General features: G+C 63.8%; 25 protein-coding genes, 1 pseudogene and 2 riboswitches. Of the genes and pseudogenes, 14 read left to right on the forward strand and 12 right to left on the reverse strand.

From position 1 onward, the window contains the following. Positions 1 to 107 precede the first annotated feature (107 nt). Positions 108 to 275: riboswitch (M-box (ykoK) riboswitch) on the reverse strand. Positions 276 to 610: 335 nt separating this feature from the next. Continuing rightward, positions 611 to 1,387 (forward strand): HAD-IIA family hydrolase, encoded by a 777-nt coding sequence (locus BI343_RS09190; protein WP_043628805.1) that lies wholly within the window; start codon positions 611 to 613, stop codon positions 1,385 to 1,387. 23 nt (positions 1,388 to 1,410) lie between these two features. Here BI343_RS09190 and BI343_RS09195 read toward each other — a convergent pair whose 3' ends face one another. Then, complete coding sequence (locus tag BI343_RS09195; protein WP_071109478.1) at positions 1,411 to 2,409, reverse strand: sodium:calcium antiporter; 999 nt, start codon at positions 2,407 to 2,409, stop codon at positions 1,411 to 1,413. 62 nt (positions 2,410 to 2,471) lie between these two features. Beyond that, a riboswitch (yybP-ykoY riboswitch) is annotated at positions 2,472 to 2,616 on the reverse strand. A 513-nt stretch (positions 2,617 to 3,129) separates the two neighbouring features. Between BI343_RS09195 and BI343_RS09200 the strand changes: the two genes are divergently transcribed. Further along, positions 3,130 to 5,007, forward strand: coding sequence for a methyl-accepting chemotaxis protein (locus BI343_RS09200; RefSeq protein ID WP_071109479.1), 1,878 nt, complete (start codon positions 3,130 to 3,132; stop codon positions 5,005 to 5,007). 32 nt (positions 5,008 to 5,039) lie between these two features. Here BI343_RS09200 and BI343_RS09205 read toward each other — a convergent pair whose 3' ends face one another. The 7 genes from BI343_RS09205 to hcnA all read right to left on the reverse strand — a co-directional run bounded on the left by BI343_RS09205 (position 5,040) and on the right by hcnA (position 12,091). Then, positions 5,040 to 6,044: an ABC transporter ATP-binding protein gene (locus BI343_RS09205; RefSeq protein WP_071109480.1), complete on the reverse strand. Its 1,005-nt coding sequence runs from the start codon at positions 6,042 to 6,044 to the stop codon at positions 5,040 to 5,042. A 19-nt stretch (positions 6,045 to 6,063) separates the two neighbouring features. After that, positions 6,064 to 6,864 carry an ABC transporter permease gene (locus tag BI343_RS09210; protein ID WP_071109481.1) on the reverse strand — a complete coding sequence of 267 codons (801 nt, stop codon included), beginning with the start codon at positions 6,862 to 6,864 and terminating at the stop codon, positions 6,064 to 6,066. Next, complete coding sequence (locus BI343_RS09215) at positions 6,861 to 7,766, reverse strand: ABC transporter permease (protein WP_071109482.1); 906 nt, start codon at positions 7,764 to 7,766, stop codon at positions 6,861 to 6,863. The genes BI343_RS09210 and BI343_RS09215 overlap by 4 nt, the downstream gene beginning before the upstream one ends. Before the next feature lie 67 nt (positions 7,767 to 7,833). Then, positions 7,834 to 8,931 (reverse strand): ABC transporter substrate-binding protein, encoded by a 1,098-nt coding sequence (locus BI343_RS09220; RefSeq protein WP_244886615.1) that lies wholly within the window; start codon positions 8,929 to 8,931, stop codon positions 7,834 to 7,836. A 184-nt stretch (positions 8,932 to 9,115) separates the two neighbouring features. Continuing rightward, positions 9,116 to 10,375, reverse strand: coding sequence for a cyanide-forming glycine dehydrogenase subunit HcnC (gene hcnC, locus BI343_RS09225; RefSeq protein ID WP_071109484.1), 1,260 nt, complete (start codon positions 10,373 to 10,375; stop codon positions 9,116 to 9,118). Position 10,376: 1 nt separating this feature from the next. Next, positions 10,377 to 11,783: an FAD/NAD(P)-dependent oxidoreductase gene (locus tag BI343_RS09230; RefSeq protein WP_043628820.1), complete on the reverse strand. Its 1,407-nt coding sequence runs from the start codon at positions 11,781 to 11,783 to the stop codon at positions 10,377 to 10,379. Beyond that, positions 11,780 to 12,091, reverse strand: coding sequence for a cyanide-forming glycine dehydrogenase subunit HcnA (hcnA, locus tag BI343_RS09235; RefSeq protein WP_043628821.1), 312 nt, complete (start codon positions 12,089 to 12,091; stop codon positions 11,780 to 11,782). The genes BI343_RS09230 and hcnA overlap by 4 nt, the downstream gene beginning before the upstream one ends. Positions 12,092 to 12,591: 500 nt before the next feature. Here hcnA and BI343_RS09240 point away from each other — a divergent pair, with 500 nt between their 5' ends. The 12 genes from BI343_RS09240 to BI343_RS09295 all read left to right on the forward strand — a co-directional run bounded on the left by BI343_RS09240 (position 12,592) and on the right by BI343_RS09295 (position 21,211). Then, a complete protein-coding gene (locus BI343_RS09240) occupies positions 12,592 to 13,110 on the forward strand; it encodes a hypothetical protein (protein WP_083340886.1) in 519 nt (172 codons plus the stop codon). Positions 13,111 to 13,146: 36 nt separating this feature from the next. Further along, positions 13,147 to 13,650 carry a hypothetical protein gene (locus BI343_RS09245; RefSeq protein WP_139165691.1) on the forward strand — a complete coding sequence of 168 codons (504 nt, stop codon included), beginning with the start codon at positions 13,147 to 13,149 and terminating at the stop codon, positions 13,648 to 13,650. Between the two features lie 77 nt (positions 13,651 to 13,727). Continuing rightward, on the forward strand, positions 13,728 to 14,723 hold the full coding sequence (locus tag BI343_RS09250; protein ID WP_071109485.1) for an asparaginase: 996 nt from the start codon (positions 13,728 to 13,730) through the stop codon (positions 14,721 to 14,723). A 607-nt stretch (positions 14,724 to 15,330) separates the two neighbouring features. Continuing rightward, on the forward strand, positions 15,331 to 15,882 hold the full coding sequence (locus BI343_RS09255; RefSeq protein ID WP_071109486.1) for an AAA family ATPase: 552 nt from the start codon (positions 15,331 to 15,333) through the stop codon (positions 15,880 to 15,882). 206 nt (positions 15,883 to 16,088) lie between these two features. Continuing rightward, positions 16,089 to 16,304: an RNA-binding S4 domain-containing protein gene (locus tag BI343_RS09260; RefSeq protein ID WP_043626432.1), complete on the forward strand. Its 216-nt coding sequence runs from the start codon at positions 16,089 to 16,091 to the stop codon at positions 16,302 to 16,304. Between the two features lies 1 nt (position 16,305). Next, the gene (locus tag BI343_RS09265) at positions 16,306 to 16,500 is read left to right on the forward strand and encodes an oxidoreductase-like domain-containing protein (RefSeq protein WP_071109487.1); all 195 of its coding nucleotides are present in this window, start codon (positions 16,306 to 16,308) and stop codon (positions 16,498 to 16,500) included. After that, positions 16,487 to 17,338 (forward strand): 3',5'-nucleoside bisphosphate phosphatase, encoded by an 852-nt coding sequence (locus tag BI343_RS09270; protein WP_071109488.1) that lies wholly within the window; start codon positions 16,487 to 16,489, stop codon positions 17,336 to 17,338. The genes BI343_RS09265 and BI343_RS09270 overlap by 14 nt, the downstream gene beginning before the upstream one ends. 23 nt (positions 17,339 to 17,361) lie before the next feature. Further along, a complete protein-coding gene (locus BI343_RS09275) occupies positions 17,362 to 17,943 on the forward strand; it encodes a dihydrofolate reductase family protein (RefSeq protein ID WP_052246842.1) in 582 nt (193 codons plus the stop codon). A 13-nt stretch (positions 17,944 to 17,956) separates the two neighbouring features. Continuing rightward, the gene (locus tag BI343_RS09280) at positions 17,957 to 18,580 is read left to right on the forward strand and encodes an L-threonylcarbamoyladenylate synthase (protein ID WP_071109489.1); all 624 of its coding nucleotides are present in this window, start codon (positions 17,957 to 17,959) and stop codon (positions 18,578 to 18,580) included. A 20-nt stretch (positions 18,581 to 18,600) separates the two neighbouring features. Further along, positions 18,601 to 19,242, forward strand: a complete 642-nt coding sequence (locus BI343_RS09285; RefSeq protein WP_071109490.1) for a site-2 protease family protein — start codon at positions 18,601 to 18,603, stop codon at positions 19,240 to 19,242. Positions 19,243 to 19,300: 58 nt separating this feature from the next. After that, positions 19,301 to 19,939, forward strand: a complete 639-nt coding sequence (locus BI343_RS09290; protein ID WP_043626414.1) for a site-2 protease family protein — start codon at positions 19,301 to 19,303, stop codon at positions 19,937 to 19,939. A 75-nt stretch (positions 19,940 to 20,014) separates the two neighbouring features. After that, on the forward strand, positions 20,015 to 21,211 hold the full coding sequence (locus BI343_RS09295; protein WP_071109491.1) for a tryptophan--tRNA ligase: 1,197 nt from the start codon (positions 20,015 to 20,017) through the stop codon (positions 21,209 to 21,211). 54 nt (positions 21,212 to 21,265) lie between these two features. Here BI343_RS09295 and BI343_RS20730 read toward each other — a convergent pair whose 3' ends face one another. From BI343_RS20730 to flgA, 4 genes and pseudogenes are all read right to left on the reverse strand, one after another. Next, on the reverse strand, positions 21,266 to 21,814 hold the full coding sequence (locus BI343_RS20730; protein WP_390861586.1) for a methyl-accepting chemotaxis protein: 549 nt from the start codon (positions 21,812 to 21,814) through the stop codon (positions 21,266 to 21,268). Positions 21,815 to 21,826: 12 nt separating this feature from the next. Then, positions 21,827 to 22,591: pseudogene (locus BI343_RS20735) on the reverse strand (PAS domain-containing protein); the annotation flags it as partial. Between the two features lie 314 nt (positions 22,592 to 22,905). Next, entirely contained in the window at positions 22,906 to 25,494 is a 2,589-nt protein-coding gene (locus BI343_RS09305; protein ID WP_071109493.1) for a TonB-dependent receptor plug domain-containing protein, read from the reverse strand. A 385-nt stretch (positions 25,495 to 25,879) separates the two neighbouring features. Then, complete coding sequence (gene flgA, locus BI343_RS09310) at positions 25,880 to 26,569, reverse strand: flagellar basal body P-ring formation chaperone FlgA (RefSeq protein WP_071109494.1); 690 nt, start codon at positions 26,567 to 26,569, stop codon at positions 25,880 to 25,882. Between the last annotated feature and the right edge of the window lie 13 nt (positions 26,570 to 26,582).

The raw sequence follows: 26,582 nt of genomic DNA on the forward strand, positions 1-26,582 counted from the left end.
GCGGCGTGGATGTGGCTTGCGACGTAAGTCATGTAGGAATTCCCCGTTTAGCTGTTTAAACCGCAAACAGTTCTCAATGGGGGCGACAACCAGGAGGCGAGTGCAGGAAGCGATCTCCGCGTCTAGGTTTTGGCACTATGCAACGTATCCTGCCAGGGAAGTCACTTTGGGCTAAACCTTAATCCGATAAAGCCTGTCCTAACCTTGGGCGTCTCTCGACGTCGTCAGATCAGTGACCTGTGTTTGCATAGGAGCCTCGCCGAACGAGATACTGCATCTTTTCGATGAGTTGGGCGCCGGCCGGTCTTTGAGGAACGGGCGCGGCATCCGTCTGGCCGGCCCGCTTGGGCGTCAGCCAGACAGGTCTGAGCCAGGATAGTCGCTTTTGTTCCGTATTTTTTCGTTTTCCTTATAATAAATATCATTATCATAAACAAGAAGCGCGCCAATCTGCCGTGGACATGCGCGCTCCGCGATCATGCCCCACCCGGCAGATCGTGGGCCGCGCAATAAAGCCGCCGCGCCATCGTGCTATGCTGTGCCGGTCGCGCAACCCAGCCGCGGCCCGCGATCGTGCCCGCGCAATCGGCACTGCGTTCTGGAACCACCTATGAGCAAGAGCATCATTTCCGACATGGATGGCGTGATCTATCGGGGCAAGCAGTTGATCCCCGGCGCGCGCGAGTTTGTCCAACGCCTGATCGATACCCAAACCCCCTTCCTGTTTCTAACCAACAATGCGGAGCAGACGCCGCTGGATCTGCGGCTGAAGCTGGAAGGCTTGGGAATCATTGGGCTGACCGAGGACAACTTCATCACCAGCGCGATGGCGACGGCGATGTTCCTGAAGAGCCAGACCCGCAAGGCCATGCCCACTGCCTATGTGGTGGGCGGCGCCGGCCTGATCAACGAGCTGTACAACGTGGGCTTCTCGATTTCCGAATCGCACCCGGACTACGTGGTGGTGGCCAAGTCGCAAACCTTCAGCTTCGAGCAGATCAAAAAAGCCGTGCGCTTCATCGACCAAGGCGCCAAGTTCATCGGCACCAACCCGGACATGATCGACCCGATCGAGGGCGGCTACGAGCCGGCCGCTGGCACCCTGCTGGCCGCCATCGAGGCCGCCACCGGCAAGAAGCCTTATATCGTCGGCAAGCCCAACTCCCTGATGATGCTGCTGGCCACCCGCAAGCTGGGCGTCCATCCGGAAGAGGCGGTGATGATAGGCGACCGCATGGATACCGACATCGTCGGCGGCCTGGAGGCCGGCATGTGCACCGCGCTGGTGTTGTCCGGCGTCTCCACCCGCGAATCGATGGAGCAGTTTCCGTATCAGCCGGACTATGTGTTCGACAGCGTGGCGGACATTGATCCGCATGCCTTGTAGCCGATTCGCTGCATCGGTTTCGGCTAGCTACAGGCGACGACGAAGGCCACGAATACGCCATACAGGCCGCTGACGGCGATCAGCGCCCGGCTGTCCACTGCGCCGCGCCGGAACAGCAGCCATAGGAAGGCGATAGCCAGCGAGGTGATGACGCCGGAGGCCAGCAACGGGCCATCGAAGCGCCAGGGCGTGAAGAACATGCCCAGCGCGCTGGGGATGGTGGCCTGGATCATCATCGCGCCGGAGATGTTGGCCAGCGCCAAGCGCTCCTTGCCCTGGCGGACCCAGATCAGCGCGTTCATGGTTTCCGGCAGCTCCGTCGCCACAGGGCTGAGCAGCAGCGCCACCAGATGGGGCGACCATCCCATCAGCGTGCCGATGGCTTCGAGCTGGGCGACGAAGAGATGCGACGCGAAGCCGATGACCGCCAAGGCCAGCAGGGTTTGCAGTCCGGCCCAGGCCAGCGAGGGCTGGCTGTTGCGCGGGCGGATTTTCAGCGGTTCCAGCGCATCCTCGTCCGCCGCGGTATCGGCATCGCGGATTTCGCGCCAGACATAGATGGCGTAAGCGGCGAGAAACAGCACGCCCAGCCAGGTCTTGATGGCGAAGGCGGCCAGGCCGAGCGCCACCTTGACGACGAACACCGCCAAAAATGCGGCCTGGTCGCGGCTAAGCCGGGCATGGTCGACCCGCACCCGATGCGAGCCCCGAGCCAGGCGTTTGCGATTGAGCAGCAGGGCGAAACCGACCACGGCGTAGGCCAAGGTGGCCAGAACCAGCGGCCCGCCCATCGCGGCGCCTACGCCAAGATCCTTATGCGCCGGCGTGTCTCCAAACACCACGGCCATGAAGGTGACGGCGCTTTCCGGCAGCGCGGTGCCGAAGGCCGCCAGCACAGAGCCCACAGCGGTGGCGCCGAGCTTCATGCCGCGGCCAACCCATTCAATGCCATTGACGAAATATTCGCAGGCGAGATAGATCGCTACGGCTGACAGGAAAAACAGGACAAGAGTGAGAAACATGAAACGGTCCGGCCGGGCAAGCAAGATTCCAATGGCGCGGCAACGCGGCTTGCCCGGCTGGCAAAGCGCATTGCGGCCAAAGGTCTCGCCGGGCTCACGCTGCTGCTGCAGCGGCTGACCACGCCATGAGACAGCTGTCTCAAGTTTGTTGACGTGGTCTTCCCAGCGGGGCGCTGGGAATGGCTACTCCCCAATGACTACAGCGGGCGATGTTACCAGCTTGATGCCATCCTGTCTTCTGTTAGGGGCTGTTGACGTTTGGTGAGTGGATCGCGTTTGAGCTTCGCCAAACCCGCAGGGCCGGGCGCCTTTCGCGCCGACTCTTCGTTGTTCCGCGCTGGCAGAGAATGAAATGCGGCGCGCGAAACGCCTCGATTCGGCGCAAAACGCATCCCGGCGCGACCTCTCCCAAACGTCAACAACCCCTGGGCCCGCTGGCGCAATGCGCGGCCTGTTCAGGATTCCGCCTTGCGTAAATAAGGAACCGACTGCGGTTGCCAGGAGCATACGCCATCGCGCAGAGGTTTCACGGTTTGGCGCGGGTTGCCGGATTGCCCTGGACCGATGCGGCGTTGTCGAGAATGGATAGGCGTTTTGCCCGATAAATCTCCCAGCCTGATCGGTCGCGGGAAAGCAACTTGGGCAAGCTTTAAGTGCTTTCGCTTACACCAATGCCTGGGTACTCCTATAGTGAATCATTCTGCCGTGGGAGGGATGGCTATGCGAGCGCGGCTCAAGGTCGCCCACAAACTGGTGCTGTTGATTGCGCCGCTGGTGCTGGCGCTGTTCGTGGCGACGCTTGGCTATGCCTGGCATCAACGCCAGCTGTTGAGGGAGTTGAACCGGGATCAGTCGTTGGCGGAAAACATCGCGCTGGCAGGCGATCTGATTCATGACCTGCAGGCGGAGCGCGGGCTGAGCTATGGCTATCTGAACCTGCATCAGCCGCTGCCCCCGCCGCTGAGCCAGGCCAGGGCGGCGGCGGACGATGTGCTGCAGCGTCTGCAACGGCAGCCGCGCGCCGACATGTCCGATGAACTGCGCGCCTATCTCGACAACGCCGTGCCGCGCCCGGACGCCTTGGCGCAATTGCGGCGCGACATCGATGCCCGCCATATCTCTCCCGATCCGGCATTTCTGCGCTACTCCGACATGATCGAGCAGCTGTCCCGCATCGTCGCGCTGTTCCACGCCAACACGCAGCAAGTGCAGGCCTTGGTGTTGCAATGGTCGGCGCTGAATTGCCAGAAGGAATACACCGGCCGCGCGCGCGGGCTGATCACCGGGGTGCTGACGGTGGGCAGCTTCAGCATCACCAATTTCCGCCAGGTCAGCGGGGTCGTGTCGCAGGAGGAGCTGTGCCGGGCGCAATACCGCCAATACGGCGGCGACGAGTCCGTGCTGCAGGCGGCCATGGACAGCTCGCGCCAGTTCGAGTCGGCGCGCGACGCCGTGCTGGCGCGCGGGGCCGGCGCCATGCAGAGCTTGCGTCCGGACGAGTGGTTCCAGGTGTCCAGCCGGCGGGTGGACGCCTTGATGGGGGTGGAGAAGGCCATCCTGGCCCAGATCAGCCGCTTGCTGGAGCAACAGGCCAGTTCGGCGCGGCTGAGCAGTTATCTGGTGCTCTTGGGTTTGCTGCTGCTGTTGATGCCGGTAGGGCTGGCGGTGGTGGTGGGCCGCAACATCATCCGCACCCTGGGCGCGGAGCCGGACGAGGTGGCGCAGGGCATGCGCGAGCTGTCGGCCGGACGGCTGGATTTCTTCCTGCCCTTGCGCGAAGGCGATACCCATAGCCTGGCCGCCCACATCCGCCAGATGGGGCAGCGGCTGTCCGGGGTGATCATGCAGGTCAAGGAAGATGCCGATGCGGTGGCCAATGCTTCGGACGAGCTGAATTCGGCGTCGCAGGGGCTGTCGCAGGGCGCGGCGCGAGCGTCGGCCGATGTGGAGGGCACCAGCACCTCGGTGGACGATATCGCCGGCTGCATGTTCCGCATGGCTAACGACGCCAATCACGCCGGCGGCATGGCCGATACCGCCAGCGTCCAGGCGGCGGAGGGCAACCGGGTGGTGCAGCAGACGATCGCGGCGATGCACAAGATCGCCAAGCGCACCGACATCATCGACGACATCGCCTACCAGACCAATCTATTAGCCTTGAATGCGGCGATAGAGGCGGCGCGGGCCGGCGAGCACGGCAAGGGTTTCGCCGTGGTGGCGGACGAGGTGCGCAAGCTGGCCAAGCGCAGCCAGGCGGCGGCGCAGGAGATCGGCCAGGTGGCGATCAGCAGCGTGCAACTGGCCGAGAGCGCCGGCCAGCAGTTGAGCGATATCGTGGAGTCCAGCCTCAAGACGCTGGAGCTGGTGAAGGGCATTTCCTGCGAGGCCACGCAGCAGGCGCAACGGGTGGGCGGCATCAACCAGGCCATGCAGCGGCTGAACCAGCTGTCGCAGGACAACGCCGCCGCCAGCGAGGAACTGTCCGCGGCGGCGCAGGAGGTGGCGATGCGGGCCGATAGCCTGCGGCGCCAGATGCAGTATTTCCAGCAGGGGGCGGAGCCGGCGCAGCAAAACGGCCCCGCAGAGGCGGGGCCGTAGCGGTCAAGCGGTAGAGCCGCTCGGGCTGGCGTTCAGCGCACTTCGCGCAAGTCGTCGCGCGCGATCTTCAGCCGCACCTGGGTGCCGCCGGCCAGCAGATCGGCCGCGTTGCGGTTCAGCCGGTCTACTTGCAGCATCGCGCCGTGGGCTTCCACCTGATAACGGATGACGTTGCCCAGCAGCTGGTGCTGGCGGATCACCGCTGGCAGGGCGCCTTCGGTCGGATCGTCGTGGCTCAGCAGCTGGACCGATTCCGGGCGGATGGCCAGATGGCCGCTGATCTCCATCCCCAGCAGCGCGTGGCTCTGCTGCGCCGTCAGCAGGTTGTAGTTGCCCATGAAGCGGGCGACGAATTCGGTGGCCGGCTGGGTGTAGATGGTCTCCGCCGCGCCTTCCTGCTCCACCTTGCCCTGGTTCATCACGAAGATGCGGTCCGACATGGTCAGCGCCTCTTCCTGATCGTGGGTGACGAAGACGGTGGTCAGGCCCAGGCGGCGCTGGATGTCGCGGATCTGCTCGCGCAGGTTCTTGCGGATGCGGGCGTCGAGCGCGGACAGCGGCTCGTCCAGCAGCAGGAGGCGCGGCTCCACCACCAGGGCGCGGGCAAGGGCCACGCGCTGGCGCTGGCCGCCGGACAGCTGGTGCGGGAAGTGCTTCTCGCGGCCGTTCAGCTCCACCAGCGCGATCACCTCGCCCACCTTGTGGCGGATTTCATCGGCCGAGCGCTTCTGCATCTTCAGGCCGAAGGCGATGTTGTCGGCCACGTTCATATTGGGGAACAGGGCGTAGCTCTGGAATACCATGCCAATGCCTCGCTTTTGCGGCGACTGGCGGGTGATGTCGTCGCCGGCCAGGCGGATGTTGCCGCCGCTGGGCGTTTCGAAGCCGGCGATCATGCGCAGCACCGTGGTTTTGCCGCAGCCGGACGGGCCGAGGAAGGTGACGAACTTGCCGGCCTCCACCTGCATGTTGAAATCGTGGACCACGGCTTGCTGGCCGAAGCGCTTGTTCAGATGGTCGATGTGCAGAAATGCCATGATGCTTTCCGTTTCCAATTCAATGTTCGTCGGCGCCGAGCGCGGCGCGGTTGCGGCTGACCACCTGCATCAGCCCCATCGCGGCCCAGGTGACCAGGAAGGCGATGATGGCCAGTGCGGCCGGTTCGTAGGCGCGGTTGGCGCCGATCAGCTGCAAGTAGGGGCCGAAGGCCGGACGCGCCAGCAGGCTGGCCAGGGTGAACTCGCCGATGACGATGGCGAAGGTCAGGAAGGCGCCGGACAGGATGGCGGTTTTCAGATTGGGGAAGATCACCAGCCTGAGGATGTCGAACCAGCCGCTGCCCAGGCTTTGCGCCGCTTCGGTCAGCGAGCGCACGTCTATCGCCGACAGGCCGGTGTCCACCGAGCGGTACAGATAGGGCAGGGCCAGCGTCACGTAGCCGAACACCAGCAGCAGATCGGTGCCGCGCTCGCTGCCGGTGAACGGCAGCCAGCCGCCGCTGCCGTAGAGGCGCAGGTAGCCGAACACCAGCACGATGGCGGGGATCACCAGCGGCAGCAGGGTGATGAACTCGATCAGCGGGCGCAGCCTGGGCAGCTTGAGCTGGATCCAGAAGGCGGTGGGCACTACCAACACAATGCCGGCCAGAATAGTCAGCAGCGCCAGCAGCGCGGAGTAGCCGAAGCTGGCCTGGAAGCCGGGATCGCTCAGAACGACTTTATAGGCTTCCAGGCTGTAGCCTTCGCGCCTCATCTTCAGGCTAAACTCGAAGGTGGCGATCAGCGGCAGCAGGAAGTAGCCGCTGCCCAAAAGAATGGCGAGCCAGGCGCCCAGGCGCGAGGTGGCGGTAGGTTTCATGCGGCCTCCCTTTGGCTGCGCTTGCGCAGCCAGATGTAGCCGGCGTTGGCGCTGCCGGTGATCAGGACCATGCCCAGCGCCAGCGCGTAGCCCAGGTTCTGGTCGTGCAGCACGTCGCCGTGGATTTGCGCGTACAACAGGATGGTGACGATATTCAGCGAGCTGCCGGTCAGCGCGTAGGCGGTGGCCACCGCGCCGAAAGCGTTGGCGAACAGGAGCAGCGCGGCGCCGACCAGGCTGGGCCACAGCACCGGCAGCGCGATGTGGCGCCAGTAGGCGAGGCCGGAACCGCCCAGGCTCTCGCAGGCCTCGCGCCATTCGTCCTTCAGGCCTTCCACAGCGGGGGCGATGATCAACACCATCAGCGGCACCTGGAAGTACAGATAGGTCAGGGTCAGGCCGGCGAAGCTCAGGATGGAGAAGCCGCCGGCGTACAGGTCGACGTCCAGATACTTGCGCAGCAGCATCGTCACCAGGCCCATCCGGCCCAGCGTGGACAGGAAGGCGAAGGCCAGCGGAATGCCGGCGAAGTTGGACGCGACGCCGGAGAAGGTGGTCAGCGTCGGGCGGATCCAGGCGGGCAGGCCGCCGCGGATGGCGGCCAGCGCCAGCAGCAGACCGAGCAAGGTGCCCAGGATGGCCGAGGCGGCGCTGATCTGCAGGCTGATCTGGTAGGCGCCGAGGATGTTGTCGTCGAACAGGCGGACGATGTTGTTCAGCGTGAAATGGCCCTGCGCGTCCTGGAATGCGCCCACCATCAGCATGCCGGTGGGCAGGATCAGGAACAGCAGCGCGAAGATCAGGAAGGGCGCGGCGCCCAGCCAGGACAGCAGCGGGGCGCGGGTGCCTCCGGCGGCTGCGCCGGCGACGGGCGTCGGTATGGATTCGGTGGATGCGGACATCGTTGTTTTTCTCGAGCGAGGTAAAAGGGCCGCCCTGGGCGGCCCTGGCGACTGACGAGGGAGCGGCTTACTTGACGTTGCTGCCCACTACGCTGTCCCACTGCTTGGTGATGCCGGCCTTGTAGCCTTCTTGCTGCTCGATGGTCGGGAACACGGCCTTCTTGTAGGCGGCGGCGTCCGGCAGCTTGTTGATCAGATCGGCCGGAATCTTGTTCTTGGCGGTCAGATCGTTGAAGCGGATCGGGTGGCAGTAGCCCTTCAGCCAGGCCACTTGGCCTTCGTCGGAGAACAGGTATTCCATCCACAGCTTGGCAGCGTTCGGGTGCGGCGCGTAGGCGCTGATGCCCTGAGCGTAGACGCCGGCCACGACGCCGGTCTTCGGCACGATCACGTCAATTTTGGGGTTGCCCTTCAGCGTGTCGCGGTCGGCCAGCGCGTTGTAGTCCCAGCGCACGATGATCGGGGTGGTGCCCTGGGCCAGCGAGGCGGCCTTGCCGATCACCGGCACGAAGTTGCCGTTCTTGTTCAGTTGCGAGAAGAACTTCAGGCCGGCGTCGGCGGACTTGCCCACATCGCCCTTGGCTTGGGACAGGCCGGCGGCGAACACGCCCTGGATGGCCTGGTTGGCGGCGCGCGGGTCGCCGGCCAGGGCTACGGCGTTCTTGTATTCCGGCTTCAATAGGTCGGCCCAGTCGGCCGGCGCTTTGCTGATCAGGTCTTTGTTGACTTGGAAGGTCAGTACGCCGTAGTAGTCGCCGTACCAATAGCCGTCCTTGTCCTTGACGTTGTCCGGGATGGTTTTCCAGGTGGATACCTTGTACGGCTGCAGCAGGCCCTGGGCCTTGGCTTGCGGGCCGAAGGACAGGCCGACGTCGATCACGTCCGGCGCTTGCGGTCCCTTGTTGTTCTTGTTGGCCTTGATGGCTTCCAGCTCGTCGGCGGAGCCGGCGTCCGGATTCAGTTCGTTGACCTTGATGCCGTACTTGGCCTTGAAGCCGGCGATGACGTTGCCGTAGCCGCACCAGTCGTGGGGCAGGCCGATCACGGTCAGTTCGCCTTCCTTCTTGGCGGCCTTGACCAGGGCATCGAGGTTGGCGGCCAGAGCGGCGTTGGCAATCGTGGCCAGCGCGCCGGCAACGGCGAGGTAAGCGAGCTTATTCTTCATCATTGGTCCCCTTTCACGGCCAGTGGCCTATCTATCGAAAAACTGATGCGATGGTATGAGGGATTGATGACAAAACGACGTCATTAATATGACAAACTGGTTTCAAGGGGAGATGACAAGGCGGTGGGAGGAAAGCCGCCAGGCCAAAAGACCTTGGCGGCGCAGGCTGTGGGCTGGGCCTTGATCAGGCGTGCAGCGCGAAATCCATTTCTTTTTCGGTGCGGTTGGGGAAGCGGCCGGCCAGGAAGGGTGTGATGTCCAGCGGCAGCGGTTCGCCGCGAACCAAGCCGTTCAGCAGCACGCCAGTGATGGCCGAGGTGAGGATGCCGGTGCGGAAGTGGCCGCAGGCGTTCAGATAGCCTTGGATGCCGTCTTCCGGCCCCAGGATAGGCAACTCGTCGGGCGTGCCGGGGCGCAGGCCTGCCCAGCAGCGCTTGATGTTGACGTTGGCGAGCTCCGGCACGCAGCGTATCGCGCCCTGCACCAGTCCGTTGATTTCCGGATAGGTGATGGCGGTGTCGTAGCCCTTGTCCTCGGTGGTGCTGCCGATCAGGATTTCGCCGTTGTCCTTCTGCGCGATGTAGCAGTCGCTGGTGGTGATGCAGCCGCGCAAGAGCTTGGGCATCTTCTCCGACAGCACGATCTGGCCCTTGACCGGCTTGACCGGGATGGTGCGGCCAGTGGCCCAGCGCGACAGCTCGGCCGCCCAGGAGCCGCCGGCGTTGATCAGGGTGTGGCAAGAGAAGTCGCCGGCCTCGGCGGTGCGCACGCCGGTCACGCGGCTGCCCTGGCGGGTGACGCCGGTGACGTTGACGTTGAAGAACACGTCGACGCCGTTTTGCCGCGCCGCCTCGGTGTAGGCGTCGGTCAGGCGGAACGGGCTGACCTGATGGTCGCACAGGAATTCCAGCGCGCCTTGCGCCTCGCCGCTGACGTAGGGTTCGCTCTCGCGCAGCTGGGCGCGGTCCAGCCAGCTCACCTGGCTGGCCAGATGCGGAATCTGGGCGGCGATGTGCTCGGCGTACAGCTGGTCTTCTTCATCGTAAATGATGTACTTGAGCCCGGTGCGCTCGAACTTGAAGTCCATGCCGTGGTTTGCCATCAGCTCCTGGTGCAGGGCCGGGTACAGCGCGTTGGAGGCCAGCGCGAAGTCGAAGAAGCTCTGCGGCAGGATGTGCGGCGTGCTGGCGTCCACCGCCACCGCCGCGCCGGCCGCCTCGCGCTTGCGCTTGGCCGAGGTCATGCGGAAGAAGATCACGCCGCAGCCCAGGCCTACCGATTCGCCTATCGCCCACAGGCCGCCGGCGGAGGCGCGTGACGCGTTGCCGGGGCGCTTGCTGTCGATCAGGGCGATCTTCAGGTCGCGATTCTTGGACAGCTGGTAGGCGCAGGAGGCGCCGATCACGCCGCCGCCGGCGATCACGATGTCGTATTGCTTGCTCATGTCAAATCTCTTCAGTCTGTTGGGCGTCGATGGCGGAGAAGGCCGAGAACGGCAGCGGGTCCAGCGGGAAGCGCGGGCGTATCCAGCCCACGTCGCGCTTGCCGGTGTGCTCGCGCAGGCGGTCGCTGCAATAGCCGACGCACATCTTGCCCTGGCAGTCGCCCATGCTGACCCGGGTGCGCATCTTCAGGCTGATCAGGTCGTTGACGCCTTGTTCCAGGGCGGTGTCGATGTCCTGGCGGGTGGCGTGCTCGCAGCGGCAGATCACAGTGTCGGGGGTGGGCAGCGCCAATTGGCCAAGGCCGCGTCGGGTGAAGCTGTCTATGCCCTTGCGGAAGCGCAGGATGGACGCCATCTGGTCCAGGCACGCCTGGCGTTGGCGCAGCGCCTGTTGTTCGTCAAGCTTGCCCAGCTGCAGCAGCATGGACAGCGCGGCGATGCGGCCGCTGATCATCGCCGCTTCGCCGCCGCGCAAGCCGCCGATGTCGCCTGCCAGGTGGATGTCGCCGCGGCTGCTGCGCTGCCATTCGTCGTTGACCGGCTTCAGGAAGCCGTCGTCGGCGTAGCGGTGCTCCAGGCCCATCTGCTGGGTCAGCTGGGTGCGCGGGATGAAGCCGTAGCCGACGGCCAGCGTTTGCGCGGGGAAGCGGCGCGCGCGCGTCAGGTCGGCGCGCCAGTCTGCGTCATAGGGCGCGACCGTCACTTCGTTCAGCTCGGCATCGCCATGGGCTTCCACCACGCCCCAGCCGTAGTGCAGCGGGATGCCGTGGCGCTTCAGGTAGGCCACCATGCTCAGGCCGTCCAGGAACAGCTGCGGCTGGTTGAGCAGGGCGATCGTTTCCTTGGCCAGCCGGCCGAAGGCGCTGGCTTCGTAAACGCCGGCCACTGCGGCACCGGCGCGGTGCAGCTGGCACGCCACCAGCGGCAACAGTGGGCCGGTGCCGACCAGCACGGTGCGTCCCAGCGGCTTGACCACGCCGCTCTTGATCTGAAGCTGCAGGCCGCCCAGCATGATCACGCCCGGCAGGGTCCAGCCGGGGAAGGGCACGCTGCGCTCATGGCAGCCGGCGGCCAGCAGCAGCTGGGAAAAAGGGACGGCCTCGACTCGTTCGTCCGGCGTCAGCGCGAACAGTTCGCCTTCTCCGCCGCCGACGACGCGGGTGTTCAGCCGGATGTCGATGCGATCGCGGACTTGTTCGAATTCGCGGTGCAGCGCCTGCATGTTTTCGCGATAGCGCTCGCCCAGGTAGTCCAGCACTACGCCTTCCCGCAGCGGGCCGCGATAGACCACGCCGCCCACGCGGGAGGCCTCGTCCAGCAGCACGCACTCCACGCCGTGGCGCGCCAGCTCCATGGCGGCCGACATGCCGGCCGGGCCGCCCCCTACGATGACGGGTTTGGCGCTCATTGCAGACCCTCCGTATCGAAGCGGTTGCTGGCGGTTTCCACCTTCATGCCGGGGCGGACCACGGTCTGGCAGGCGCGGCGCTTGTGGCGGCCGTCTATGCGGACCTGGCAGCAATGGCAGACACCCATTCCGCAATAGGAGCCGGCGATCTGTTGATTGTCATTGCGGCTGAGCCGGCGCAGGCCGACAGCGTTGAGCACGCTCAGCACGGTTTCTCCAGGGGCGGCGACAACCGCTTCTTCGTTGATGTGTATGGTGAGTGTCTGGCCTTGCAGGGCCTGGATGTCATGATTGCGTTTTAGAGCCATGAAACACCTTGCTGAATGGAAGATTTGGCGGGCGTGTTTGTATCTGCATGCGTCGGGAGAGCCGCCCTTCCTTTCCCGCCATGCTTTACTTGTTTGCCCATGGGGCGAGTATTGATTGAATGAAAATAATTATGACATAAGGAAATTAACTTAATTTGAATAAATTTTTATCATCACTTGAATTTTGTTCATTTAACAAAAATCAAATTTTGAATTCATATCTTTCGGAAAATGACAGTTTTCCAAACTGTCTGTTACTTTTTTCGGACAGTCTGTTCATGCGAATTGGGCCGATTTCTTAACAGAATTTCATATAAAAACCTTGTTTAGAAATTTCTATTTAAAACAAATATGACTGCGACGCGAGGCGGCTACAAACCCTTACATGCCGAAACCTAAAGCGCGCTGAAAGCGCAGGCGATCGCTGCCATGCTGTGATCAGCGGGAGTTTGCTTCGGACTCCGGAAACATCGAGAAGACAGATTCCAAGGAGATGCAAGGTGGAATGGAAGAAACAGGGCTGCAAATGGATAGCCTTGATGCTGGCGGCCGCCAGCCTCGGCGCTTGCGTGGTCACGCCGCCGCGCGCCCAGGTGGTGTATCAGCCGGCATCGGTGCGCCTGGACTTGCCGCGAGAATGGCGGCCGGCGGAGCACCCGTACTACCTGCATGCGATGAGCGATTTGCGTCAGGCGCGGGCTTATCTGGCGCGGCCGGATTATCCGCAGATAGCCGATGACGAGCGCCGCGCGGTAGGCGAGATCGATGCCGCGCTGAACGAGATGCAGCGCGCCGCGATTGAGGATGGCAAAGACCCCTGGCGCTATGAGCAGCCCGACGCGCGCATGAGCCCCACCGACCGCTTCCACAAGGCGCTGGAGTTGCTGGATGCCGCCCGCCGCGACGCCAGCCATCAGGAAGACGATCCGTGGGTGCGCGATCTGCAGCATCGCATCCTTCATCACATAGACGGCGCCCACCATGCCGTGCAGCAGGCTATCAAGGACGCCCTGCGCTAAGCGCTGGGTAAATCGGATAATTTCGAGGAGACAAGCATGAAACTGCGTGCAATGTTCACTGTTCTGGCTTTTGCAGCCGCCGGTAACGCCATATTGAGCGCCCCCGCCTGGGCCGATGGCTGGCGCGAGGGAGATCCGTGGAACTGGCAGCAGCACCAATGGCATCCGGAAGAGCACCCGTACTATCTGCACGCGATGAGCGATTTGCGCCAGGCGCGCGATCTGTTGGCCAGGCCGGATTATCCGCAGGTCATGGATGACGAGCGCCATGCCGTGGATGAGATAAACAAGGCGATGCGCAAGATGCGCGACGCGGCCATCGACGATGGCAAGGACATCTACGACCGCATGCCGCCGGATGCCCGCTGGCGGCCGGAAGACCGCTTTCACCAGGCCAAGGAACTGCTGGCCAAGGCGCGCCAGGACGCGACCCATCGCGAGGATGATCCATATCTGCGCTCGCTGCAGCGCGACATTGTCCATCACATCGACCAGGCCCAGCGCGCCATTGATCAGGCAGTCAACGACGCATTGCGCTGAGTCCGGCCTGCAGCCGGTGTGACGCCGGATAGGGCTTGCGCTACCATCAGGCAAGATTAAGCCAGATGGAGTATGCAATGAGCCGAATCCTGGTGCTCTACACCGGTGGTACCATAGGCATGGACCACACCCCCGATGGCCTGGCGCCCGTGCCGGGTCTGCTGCCGCGCCTGCTGCGGCGTTTCGAACGTCCCGGGCTGGAGTTCGACATCGTTGAATTCGCGCAGCTGATCGACTCGTCCGCCATCACCCCGCGTCAATGGAACGAGATCATCGACGCCTTGGTCTCGCGCTATGCGCAATACGACGGCTTCGTCGTGATCCACGGCACCGACACCATGGCCTATACCGCCAGCGTGCTTGCCTTCGCCCTGCAGGGCTTGGCCAAGCCGGTGGTGCTGACCGGCGCCCAGTTGCCGCTGGTGCATCCGCGCTCCGATGGCTGGGCCAATCTGGCAGATGCTTTCGAGGCCGCTTGCCAGCCGGATCTGCATGAAGTCGCCATCGCTTTCAACCGCCTGCTGCTGCGCGGCTGCCGAGCCCGCAAGCTGGACGTTGAACATTTTGACGGCTTCAACAGCCCCAATGCCGAGCCGCTGGCCGAGTTCGCCATTCATGCCCATTGGCGACGCGATCGCTGGCTCAAGCAGGATGGAGGATGGCGGCCGCAACGGGTCAATGAGGAACTGAAGCTGGCCGCGCTGATGCTGACGCCGGGCTATGGCAGCGCATGGGCCGGGCGCGCCTTGCAAAGCGGGGAGCTGGATGGCGCCATCGTGCTGAGCTACGGCAGCGGCAACGCTCCCGCCGATCCCGCGCTGCTGGACGGCATAGCGGCGATGACGGCGCGCGGCTGCCCAGTGTTGACCTTGACCCAGGTGGTGAAGGGCGCGGTGGAGGTGGGCGCTTATGCCGCCAGCCAGCCGCTGGCGCGAGCCGGCGCGCTGCCGGGAGGAGATCTGACGCCGGAGGCGGCGCTGGCCAAGCTGCATGTGCTGTTGTCGGCGGCGCCGTCCGCCGCGGCGCTGCGAGAGGCGCTGGCTTGCTCCTTGCGTGGCGAGATCACCCTGTAGGGCGCGTCGGGCGCCGAAGCCAGGCTGCCTAAAAAACGGGCAGCCTTTTTTCATGCTTGGCATTCAATGACTTGCCGAGCGTGTCCACAACGCTTCCACATTTTTCTACACCGGAGATGTGGGCAAGCGCCTCGTCCGGCGCGGAAGATGGAAGCGGCGGCTTGCATTGCCGCCTGCCTAAAAAATAGTCAGATCGGCCTGGGTAAAGCAAAATCAGCCACTTGCGCTGTTTGTCCACAATCGGCGCGCAGGATTGTGTACCGTAGGTGGGGATTTCTCTGGAGGGGCGGGGGGATGGATTTGCCTAAAAAATAGGCGATCAGATTTTTTCTTTGGATTTCATCGGCTTGCTCAAGCTATCCACAGCGGGTCCACACAACGCTTCACTTGAACTGGTGGAAAAGTTCCCGCTTGATTAAAAAATAGACGGGTGGGCAAATGTCTTATTCCATCAAGCCTTTGGCTGGGTTTTCCACAGCCGGCTCACAGCGCTGTCCCCGTCTATTGTTAAAAACGCGGAAAGCCTTTGCCGTCGCGGTATAATGGCGGGCTTGGCCGAGCGATGGCCGGCGCGTCCTGCCGGCGGCTTGGCGCGGATGCGAGGGCAATGCGGCAACAATATGGCGACAAGCCGATCCGGGTGGCGATAGTCGGCCCGGAGTCCAGCGGCAAGAGCACATTGGCGGAAGATCTGGCGCGCCGCTTGCGCGGGCTAGGGTGGGCGGCGACCTGGGTGGAGGAATATTCCCGGGCCTATTACGCCGATAAGCCCTATGTCTCCACGCCGGCCGACATCGAGGCGATCGCCGCCGGCCAGCTGGCGGCGGAGGACGCGGCGGCGGCTGGCAGCCGCATCCTGCTGTGCGACACCACGGTGCTGACCTGCAAGATCTGGGCGGAAGTGGCCCACGGCGCGGCTTCGGCGGCGCTGCTGGCCTTGTACCGGCCGCATGATTACGACTTGACGCTGCTGGCCTGCCCGGACATTCCCTGGCAGCCTGATCCATTGCGCAGCCACCCCACCCAGCGCGACTGGCTGCTGGCGCTGCACAGGCAGGAACTGGCGCGGCAGGGCATCCAAGCCGTGGAATTGCGCGGCGAGCGCGAGCCGCGGCTAGAGAGGGCGCTGCGGTCGGTCTTGGCCCTGTTGGCTGCCTAAAAAATAATCAGGGGCGAAACGGGCAGGAAAAACAGCGGCTTGCCGCGCTTGTCCACAGCGCCTCCACAAGATTGTTCGCCGCGAGCGTGGATAGCCCGGCGCGGCTGCCTAAAAAATGGGCGGCAAGAAAAACATCAGACAGATTAAGGGCTTGGCGGCCTTGTCCACAGGCCGCTCACAAGCCTGTCCAGAATGAGTGTGAAAAAATGAAAGAAACCTTCAAGCTGTCCAGCGAATACATCGCGCTGTGCGATCTGCTCAAGGCTTGCAACGTCTGCCATTCCGGCGGCGCCGCCAAACATTTCATCGGCGAGGGCAATGTGCGGGTGGATGGGCAGGTTGAGCTGCGCAAGACCTGCAAGATCCGCGCCGGCCAGCAAGTCAGCGGCGATGGCTTCAGCATCGTGGTCGAGGCCGCCTGACATGATCGACCCGGCTGACATCAGGCCGGAGCCGCCGTTCGAGGTCAGCGACGACATGTGCTGCGGCAGCGGCTGCGAGCCGTGCATCCTGGACCTGCATCAGCAGGCGCTGCGCGAATACCGCGTCCGGCTTGCGGCTTGGGAGCGGCGGCAGGCCGCACCGCAGGGAGAAGGAGAATACGATGGCCGGCATTGACCTGCATTTCCATTCCCGCACCTCGGACGGCGCGCTGACGCCGACCGAGGTGATAGACCGCGCCGCCTTGCGCCAGCCGGCGCTGCTGGCGCTGACCGACCACGATTGCACCGGCGGCTTGGCCGAGGCCGCCGCGGCTGCGGCCAGGCATTGCATAGGCTTTTTGAACGGCGTCGAAATTTCGGTGAGCTGGGGCCGCCATACTGTGCATATCGTCGGGCTGGGCGTCGATCCCGAAAACGCCGCGTTGGCAGCCGGACTGCAAAGCATACGCCACGGGCGGCTGGAGCGGGCGCGGCAGATGGCTGACTCGCTGGCCGCGGCCGGCATCGCCGGTTGTTTCGAGGGTGCCATGCGCTGGTGCGACAATCCGGAAATGATCAGCCGCACCCACTTCGCTCGCCACTTGGTCGATTGCGGGGCGGTCAAGGACGTGCGCACCGTGTTTCGCAAGTATCTGACGCCGGGCAAGCCGGGCTACGTGGCCCACGAATGGGCCAGCCTGGAAGACGCCGTCAGCTGGATCGTCGGCGCCGGCGGCATGGCGGCCATCGCCCATCCCGGCCGCTACGACATGGGCCGCACCCTGATCGAACGGCTGATCCTGGACTTCAAGGCCGCAGGCGGGCAGGGCATAGAAGTGGCCAGCGGCAGCCATAGCCTGGACGATATGCACAAATTCGCGCTGCACGCGGACCGGCACGAGTTGTTCGCCAGCAGCGGCAGCGATTTCCACGCGCCGGGCGAGGGTGGCCGCGACGTCGGCCACACCGAGGATTTGCCGCCTATCTGCCGGCCGATCTGGCGCGAGCTGGATGCGCGCGTTATCCGGGCGTAGCCCCGGAACTCAAGAGGGATGATATGAAAAGCGTTCATGGTGACGTCTGTTGCGTAGCGTATATGGCTACCAGTCTGGATGGTTATATTGCTCGGGAAGATGGCGGCTTGGAGTGGCTGAACCAGGTGGCCGTTGAGGGCGAGGATTATGGCTATAGCGCTTTTATGGAGACGGTGGATGCGCTGGTGATGGGGCGCGGCACGTTCGCCAAAGTGATGGGCTTTGCCGAGTGGCCATATCCTGGCGTGAAAGTCGTGGTGGCCAGCTCCAGCTTGAGCGAGGCTGACTTGCCAGCGGCGCTGCGCGACAAGGTGACGGTGAGCGCTGACGCGCCGGCTGAGCTGGTGGCAAGGCTTGCAGCAGATGGGGCGCGCTGCGTGTATGTTGATGGCGGACGCTTGGTCACGTCTTTTTTGGCGGCGAGGGTGTTGAACCGCGTCATCATCAGCCGGGTGCCTATCCTTTTGGGCGGCGGCATTCCCCTGTTTGGCAGCTTCGGGCGCGAGGTGGCGTTGCAACATCAGTCCACTCGCGCTTTTGCCAGCGGGCTGGTGCAGAGCGATTATCTGATCAATAGCAACAGCCGTACTGAAACACGGCTTTGAAGCGACGGTAAACATGGCTCAGTTTTTTATCATTCACCCCGACAATCCGCAGGCCAGGCTGATCCGCGAGGCGGTGAAGATCCTGCGCGAAGGCGGGGTGATCGTCTATCCCACCGACTCCTGTTACGCGCTGGGCTGCATGCTGGGCGACAAGGCCGCGCTGGAGCGCATCCTTGATATTCGCGGCGTGGACCTCAAGCAGCGCATGATGACGCTGGTGTGCCACGATCTGTCCGAACTGGCCAATTACGCCAAAGTGGACAACGGCCAGTTCCGCGTGCTGAAGTCCACCACCCCGGGCAGCTATACCTTCATCCTGCAGGCCACGCGCGAGGTGCCGCGCCGCACGCTGCACCCCAAGCGCTCAACCATAGGCCTGAGAGTGCCGGACCATAAAGTGGCGCTGGCCTTGCTGGAAGAGCTGGGCGAACCCATATTGTCCTGTACGCTGCTGCTGCCCGGCGACGCCGAACCGCTGTCCGATCCGTACGAAATCCGCGAGCGGCTGGAGCATGCGGTGGACGCGGTGATAGACGGCGGCTGGTGCGGCACCGAGCCGACCACCGTGATCGACATGACCGACGGCATGGAGCTGGTGCGCCAGGGCAAGGGTCCGCTGGCGCCGTTTGGTCTGTAACCCCATTGCAATAGGAAATCATGCAGTCCCTGTCCCTGATTCAACAACTGGCGGTGTCCATTCTTCCCATCCTGTTCGCCATCACCATTCCGGCCGGCGCCCAGGCTTTCATGGCGGATTATCTGGGCGACCGCACCGCCTACATGACCGGCCGCCGAACCTTCAGCCCGCTGGCCCACATTGACCCCATCGGCTCCATCGCGTTGCCGTTGGCCGGCGTGGCCATGGGCGGCTTCATCATGGGCTGGCCCAAGTCGCTGCAATTCAATCCCGGCGCCATGCGCAAGCCGCGCAGCGCGCTGGCCAAGGTGGCGGCAGTGACGCCGCTGGCCAATCTGGCGATGGCGTTGCTGTGGGCCGGCGTGGCGTTGGCAGCCGACCATCTGTCGGTCTACTTCGGCGAGCCGCTGCAACTGATGGCGCTGATAGGCATCAAGGTCAATGTGGCGCTGATGATCTTCACTTTGATCCCGCTACCGCCGCTGCCGGGCGGCATCATTGCGCAGGCCTTGCTGCCGGCGCGCGCCGCATGGCAGTTCTCCAAGGTGGAGCGCTACAGCTTCTGGATACTGCTGCTGTTGATGTTCAGCGGCATTCTGGGCAAGGTGCTGTTGCCGCTAGTGCAGGCCATCGTAATGCTGATAGTCGGCGCGGCGCTGTGAGCGCCGTTAAGCCAATGAACAGGCCGCGCACGCGCGGCCGGATAGACAAGGAGTGGGGATGGATCTCGACCTGATGGTGCAGCGTGTCGCCATTTATGCCTTGCCGGTGCTGCTGGCGATCACCATGCATGAGGCGGCGCACGCGTATGCGGCTCGCCGTTTTGGCGACAGCACGGCTTATATGATGGGCCGGATGACGCTGAACCCGCTGAAACACATCGACCCGGTGGGCACGGTGTTGCTGCCGCTGCTGACGGTGTGGATGGGCGGTTTCGTGTTCGGCTGGGCCAAGCCGGTGCCGGTGAACTTCGGCGCGCTGCGCAAGCCGCGCCAGCACAGCCGCTGGGTGGCCGCAGCCGGGCCGGCCGCCAATTTCGCCATGACCATAGGCTGGACGCTGCTGCTGAAGCTGGCGCTGCATACCGACAATGCCTACACCGAGCCTTTGATGCTGATGAGCAAGGCCGGCATCGCCATCAATATCTCGCTGATGCTGCTCAACCTGCTGCCGATTCTGCCGCTGGACGGCGGCCGCATCGTGGAGAGCCTGCTGCCGCCTGGCACGGCCTGGAAGTATTCCCAGACCGAGCGTTACGGCATGTGGATACTGTTGCTGCTGATCGCCACCGGTTTGCTGGGCACCATTCTGCAACCGTTTTACCAGTTGATGTATCATCTGCTGCAACTGTTTTTCTAGAACCCTGCGCGGGCCAGGCCGCCGGATGGTGCCGGCGGCTTTTGCTTTCCCGCGGCCAATCGAGAGCACAATAATATGTCCGCCAACCGCATCCTTTCCGGCATGCGCCCCACCGGCAGCCTGCACCTTGGTCACTACCATGGCGTGATCAAGAACTGGGTGGAACTGCAGCATCATCACGAATGCTTCTTCATGGTGGCCGACTGGCACGCGCTGACGACCAATTTCGACGACGTTTCCATCATCGGCAAATCGATCAACGAAATGGTGATCGACTGGCTGGCTTCCGGCGTCGATCCGGAAACCGCCACCATCTTCGTGCAGTCCAAAGTGCCGCAGCATGCCGAGCTGCACCTGGCGCTGTCCATGGTGACGCCCCTGGGTTGGCTGGAGCGGGTGCCCACCTACAAGGACCAGCTAGAGAAGCTGAGCCACAAGGACCTGACCACCTACGGCTTCCTCGGCTACCCGCTGCTGCAGGCGGCGGACATCCTGGTGTACAAGGCCGGGCTGGTGCCGGTGGGCGAGGACCAGGTGCCGCACATCGAGCTGACGCGCGAAGTGGCGCGCCGCTTCAACCATATGTTCGGTCGCGAGCCCAATTTCGAAGAGCTGGCCCGCGCCGCCGTCAAGAAAATCGGCAAGACCGGCAAGCTGTTCGAGCAGTTGCGCAACCGCTATCTGCAGGACGGCGAGGTGGAGGCCCTGGCGCAGGCGCGCGATATCCTGGCCGCCAGCCAGAACCTGGGCAGCGCCGACCGCGAGCGTCTGTATGGCTGGCTGGAAAACAAGGGCAAGAGCATCCTGTCCGAGTGCGAGGCCAAGCTGACCGCCGCCTCCAAAATGCCGGGCCTGGACGGCCAGAAGATGTCCAAGTCTTACGGCAACACCATCACCATGCGCGAAGCGCCGGAGACGGTGAGCAAGAAGATCCGCGGCATGCCGACCGATCCGGCGCGCGTGCGCCGCACCGATCCCGGCACTCCGTCCAAGTGCCCGGTGTGGCAGCTGCACGAGGTGTACAGCGACGGCGCAACCAAGGAGTGGGTCAAGGCCGGCTGTACCAGCGCCGGCATCGGCTGTCTGGATTGCAAGCAGCCGGTGATCGACGCCGTCGTGCGCGAGCAGCAGCCGATGTTCGAGCGCGCCGAGAAATACCTGGCCAATCCCAAGCTGGTCACGGAAATCCTGGCCGACGGCAATGCCCGCGCCGAGAAGGTGGCGCGCGAGACCATGGGCGAGGTGCGCGCGGCGATGGGCTTGGGCTACTAAGCCGCAGACCTGCTTGTGATGCCGGTTTGCGCCGTCCGGCGGACGGCGCCCGGCTCAGCTTTGCTGCAGCAGTTCCGACACCTCGCGCACGACTTGCACCACATCGCGCGCGCCGCTGCGGATTTCCTGAATCGCGCCGCGCGCTTGGTCGGCCAGCTGCAGGCTGTTGTCGGCCAGCGTCTGCATCTGTTGCATCGCCTCGATCGCCGAGCGCGAGTCGTCCTGAATGCTCTTGACGATGCCGGAAATCTCCCCGGTGGACTGGCTGGTGCGTTCCGCCAGCTTTCTTACCTCATCCGCCACCACGGCGAAGCCGCGGCCCATTTCGCCGGCGCGCGCCGCCTCTATCGCCGCGTTCAGCGCCAAGAGGTTGGTCTGGTCGGCGATGTCGCTGATGGTGTCCACGATGCTGCCGATCTGGCTGGAGCTGTCGCCCAGTTTGGCCAGAATGCTGGACGAGGTTTCCACGCTGCCTGCCACCCGGTTGATTTCGCTGGCAGCCTGTTCCAGCACCGATGTCCCTTGAATCGACAGTTGCTCGGTGTTCTGCGAGGCTTCTACCGCGCTTTGCGCGTTTTCGGCCTGTTGCCGCAACCGCAGCATCTGCTCGCTGATGTCGCTGGCGAACTTCACCACCCGCACCGGACGGCCGTCCGGGTCCAGCACCGGATTGTAGGTGGCCTGAAGCCACACCGTGTCGCCGTTCTTGCGCAGGCGGCGGAACTGGCCCTCCATAAAGTGTCCCTGCCTAAGCTGTTGCCACAATTTGCCGTATTCCGGACTGGCGGCGTAGCTTGCCTCGCACAGCATGCGGTGGTGTTTGCCTATCACTTCGCCGCGAGAATAGCCGAAAACCTTCAGAAAGTTATCGTTGGCGTCGAGGATATTGCCGTCCAGATCGAATTCGATGCGCGCCATCGAGTGGTCTATCGCCTGGCGCAAAGCCAAGCTGTCCTGCTCCGCGCGCACTTGGGCCGTGATGTCGATCGCCACCTTGATCACGCCGGTAACCCGCCCGGATTGATCGCGAATCGGCGTGTAATTGGCTTCCAGCCAGATTTCCGATCCGTCCTTGCGCAGTCTGCGCACGCGGCCGGATTGGAATTCTCCCTGTCCCAGCTTGTGCCAGAAATCGCGATAAGCCGGGCTGGCCGCGTAAGCCTGGGGGCAGAAAATGCGGTGGTGCTGTCCGGCGATGTCCTGCATCTGGTAACCCATCGCCCGCAGAAAGTGTTCATTGGCATGGCGGATAGTGCCATCGGCTGCAAATTCGATCACCGCCATAGAGCGATCGATGGCCGCGAGACGGCTGCGGGCTTGCTCAAGCTCCAGGCGGACGGCGTCGAGTTCGCGGGAGAGGCCGCGGTTGAAAAATGACATGGCGTGCTCCTTGAAAAGCCATGCAACCTTCGCGCAGGGACCGGCGAGGGATGCATTGGGACGTGACGGCACAGTCAATATTAGTAGAAATACGGATCGTTATGATGCGTCATGCCATGGCAAAAGCGCCCGCTAGGGCGGTAATGCCGTTCACTTAAGGATTTTCGGGCGACTTTTCTGGCCTTGAGAGCACAGGAATCCACAAAAAAAGCACCGTTTCCCATGCATGGAGACGGTGCTTTTCTCTTAAGTGAACGGCATTACCGCTAGGGCGGGCGCTTCTGATCGGGCCGGACGGCCAATGGGCACGAGAGTCAGTCCAGCTTGTATTGCGCGCCCAGTATGAAAGTGCGGCCGGTAGGGTCGTATTGGCTGGAGTCGAAGTAGACGCCGCTGTGGGCATCCCATGGCGGGCGCTTATTGGTCAGGTTGTCCACCGCGGCGGTCAGCGTCAGCCGTTTGAAGCCTTTGTAGCTGGCGCTGAGGTTGAAGGTGTCGGAACCCTTGACCCAGGCCTGATCATTGTCGTCGTCGCGGGTGGCCTGGGTATAGCCATTGGTATGGAACCAGGTCAGCGTGCCGCTCCAGTCGCGGGCCTCCCAGTTGGCCGAGGTCTGGCCCTTCCAGCGCGGCAGCGCGCCGTGGACATTGCTGCCGGCGCCTTCTACCTGCGGGCTGTTTTGCTGCAGCGGCTTGCTGAACGACAGCAGCCGGGTCCATTGCGCGGCCAGCGTAAGCTTGCCGGGCGCGAATTTCCAGCTTTGCGACAGCTCGAGGTCAAAGCCGGAAGTGCTTTGCGAACTCAGGTTGATGAATTTCTGGGAGATCGATTGCAAGCGGCCCTGGCTGTCGCGCACCACTTGGCCAGGATAGGCCTGCGGATTGCGGATCAACGTTTCGGGGTCCTCCAGCCCGATGACGTCTTTTTGGCGGATGCGATAGTAGTCGACGCCTATGCTTGTGCTGGCGGTCGGGGAAAAGACAAAGCCCAGGTTCAGGTTGTTCGAGCGCTCCGGCTTGATGGCCGGATTGGCCACCACCAGGTGGGTGAACGATACCGAACGCCCTGGCGTCACCGGGTCGAATGGGTCCTGGGCGCTGCTGTAGCTGACTGCGGTGCTCTGGGTGATTTCCGGCAGCGAGGGCGCGCGAAAACCTTTGGACACCGAGCCGCGCAGCGTCAGGCTTTCCAGCGGCTGATAGCGCAGGCCCAGCTTGGGCGAGAAGGCGTTGCCGAAATCGCTGTAGTGGTCGGCGCGGGCGGCGGCGCTCAGCGACAGGTTCTTCAGCAGCGGCACATTCAGTTCCGAGTAGGCCGCCTGGATCAGGCGCGAGCCGTCGATCAGGTCCAGCGCCGGACGCAGCTCGGTGCCGCTCAGCACTTGCCAGGAGGTGCCGGCGTTCATGACTTCGCGCCGCAGCTGGTAGCCGGCGGCAAAGCCGATCGGTCCCGCCGGCAGCCGGCCTAGTTCGGTGCTGGCGGTGGCGTCCAGGCTCATCACCCGGTAGTAAGCCGGGCGCAAGGTATTGATGCGCAGGCTGTCCTTGACCGCTTCGCTGTTTTTCGAGGGATCGGTGAAGCTGTAGCCGCCGTTCTGCAGCAGGGCTTCATAGGCGTAGCGGTTGACGAAGTTGTAGGCGTATTCGCGCAGCCGGCTGTCGGAATACAGGCCGGAGACATCCCAATCCCATTTATCTCCGCTGCCCTTGACGCCGGCCAGCAGGCGGCGGAAGGAGGTGCTGTCGGTCTTGTCGCGCTCGCCCTGCCCGAACAGCACGGTGCTGAACGGCGTAGGCGCGGCGTTGGGATTGTCGGGATGGCCGACCGGCAGCGTGGTGCTGATCGGCACCAGTTTCTGATCGGCGGCGTCCCAGGCGCGCAGCGAGCTGGTGAGCGGCAGCGGACCGGCGAAGATGGCGCTGGCGTGGCTGGCGCCGTACAGGAATTCGGCATAGGCCTCGGCTGTGGCGTTCAGCCTGTAGCTGCCGTGCAGGGCGGCGTGATAGCGCTCGATGGCCGGCATCAGCGTGGTGTACTGCGCCGGGTTGTAGGCCCAGACGCGGCCGCTCTTTGCCGGGTTCAGGGTCGAGTAGTCGGTATCCTGCAGCGGGCCGACGGCCTTGGGGAAGCGATTGGTCGGATCCGATCCATAGTAGTTGGTGACCGCCCAGTTCAGCGAGCCGCCGGGCAGGCCGCGAAAATCGTTGTCTTTCAGCCAGGACACGTCGGTCTGGTCCAAGCGGCCGCGCTTTTGCGAATCGAAAGCGAACCAGACGTTGTAGCCGTCTTGCTCCAGATCGCCCTTGCCGGCCAGCAGGTTGAACTTTTGTTGGTTCTGGCCGGTGCTGCTGTCGCGGCTGAACTCCACGCCGGCCTCGGCGCCCTGGTAGTCGGGGTAAAGAATGATGTTGACCACGCCTGCGATGGCGTCCGATCCGTAAATGGCCGAGGCGCCGTCCTTCAGAATCTCGATGCGCTTGACGGCTTTCAGCGGCAGCGCATTCAAGTCGACAAAGGTTTCCTGCAACTCCTGCGCGGTGGCGTAATTGGAAACCCGCTTGCCATTGACCAGCACCAGCGTGTTGCGCTGGCCCAGGCCGCGCAGCGAAACGCCGGCGGTGCCGGCGGAGAAGCTGCCGGTGACTTGTTCGTTGAAGCTGTTGCCGCTGTTCACCGCCAGCGAGCGCAGCACGTCCGGGAGGTCGGCTTTGCCGCTTTTGGCGATGTCGGCGGCGGTGATCACCTGGACCGGATTGGCCTTGGCTTTGACGCTGGCGCGGATATTGCTGCCGGTGATGGTGACGCGTTCCAGGGTGTTGTCGGGCGCGGATGAGTCGGCGGCGAGAGCGGAAAAAGGCAAAGCGGCGCCCAGCCCGGCCAGCAGCAGGGTGTGTTTCATCATGGATGAGGCTTTCTTTGTTATCGGTTTGAGGTATACGGGTGCGCCTGTCCGGCGAGTCTTGGTTTTAGCCGGACAGGCTGCGACAGCGGAAAACGGGGAAGGAGGTCGGCGTAATGGAAGGCATTTTTGGATACAAAATACATAATCTGATATGCAAAATGTATCAATGCGAATCGGGTATGTGAAATGAAAGATTGCGCTTAGCTAATCACGGAGACGGGATAGGGCATGAGGCCGGCCGGTGGCATGCGTTCGATGCCAAGATGGCGCTTGAAGCCGCTTGGGAGCGCGCCCAGGCAGGGCAAGGGAGCATCTGCGCGCGATCTGGCCCCCTGCAGTGTGGTTGACAAGCCATAGTGCTGGATGCGTCGCGCTCCGGCGCGCCTCACTCCAGCGGATCGACCTCGCCGTCCGCGCTGACGCGGGCACGGATGGTCTTGCCGCTGCTGAGGTTGCGCACCGGGATGATCTCGCCCTGCCGGCCGTTGGCCAGGGCCTCGCCGGCCACGGTCACTTCGATGCCGTCCTGCCGCGCTACGATGCGCAGGCCGGCGCCGCGTTTCACCAGTTGCGGCGCCTGCAGTTGCCGGCGTCGCAGCGGCTGGCCGGCGCTGAGCGTCGAGCGGACCTGCAGGCCTTGCGGCGGCGCGGCGGGGCCGAACAGATCGGCTGGGTCGGCAATCGGGCGTTCTTCCCAGGCGATGTCTTCCGCTTGCAGCATTTCGCCGGCGCGCAGGTCGCGGGCGGCGACGGCGACGCGCGCGGACACCGCGGCGCGGACGATGGCAGTGCCGCGCCAGCCCATGCCCGGGCATGCCAGAGCGAAGCGCATGCGGCTGAAGGCGCGCGTATCGGCTGCCTCTGCCTGCCAGGGCGCGGAGCAGGCGGGCATGTCGCGCGGCGGCAGCAATTGCAACTGCGTGCCGCTGGCTTCCAGTCCTGCCTCCTGCAGACGCTGATTAATCCGGGCTTCCGCCTGTTGCCGGATGGCGGCGTCCGGTCCTGCGGCGGCCGGTATGGTTTGAGGCATGACGAGGGCGAGCAGCGTCAAGGCTTGAGTCGTGAATTTTGCCATTCGGAATTGCTTG

The sequence above is a fragment of the Chromobacterium amazonense genome, assembly GCF_001855565.1.
GTDB classification, from domain to species: domain Bacteria; phylum Pseudomonadota; class Gammaproteobacteria; order Burkholderiales; family Chromobacteriaceae; genus Chromobacterium; species Chromobacterium amazonense.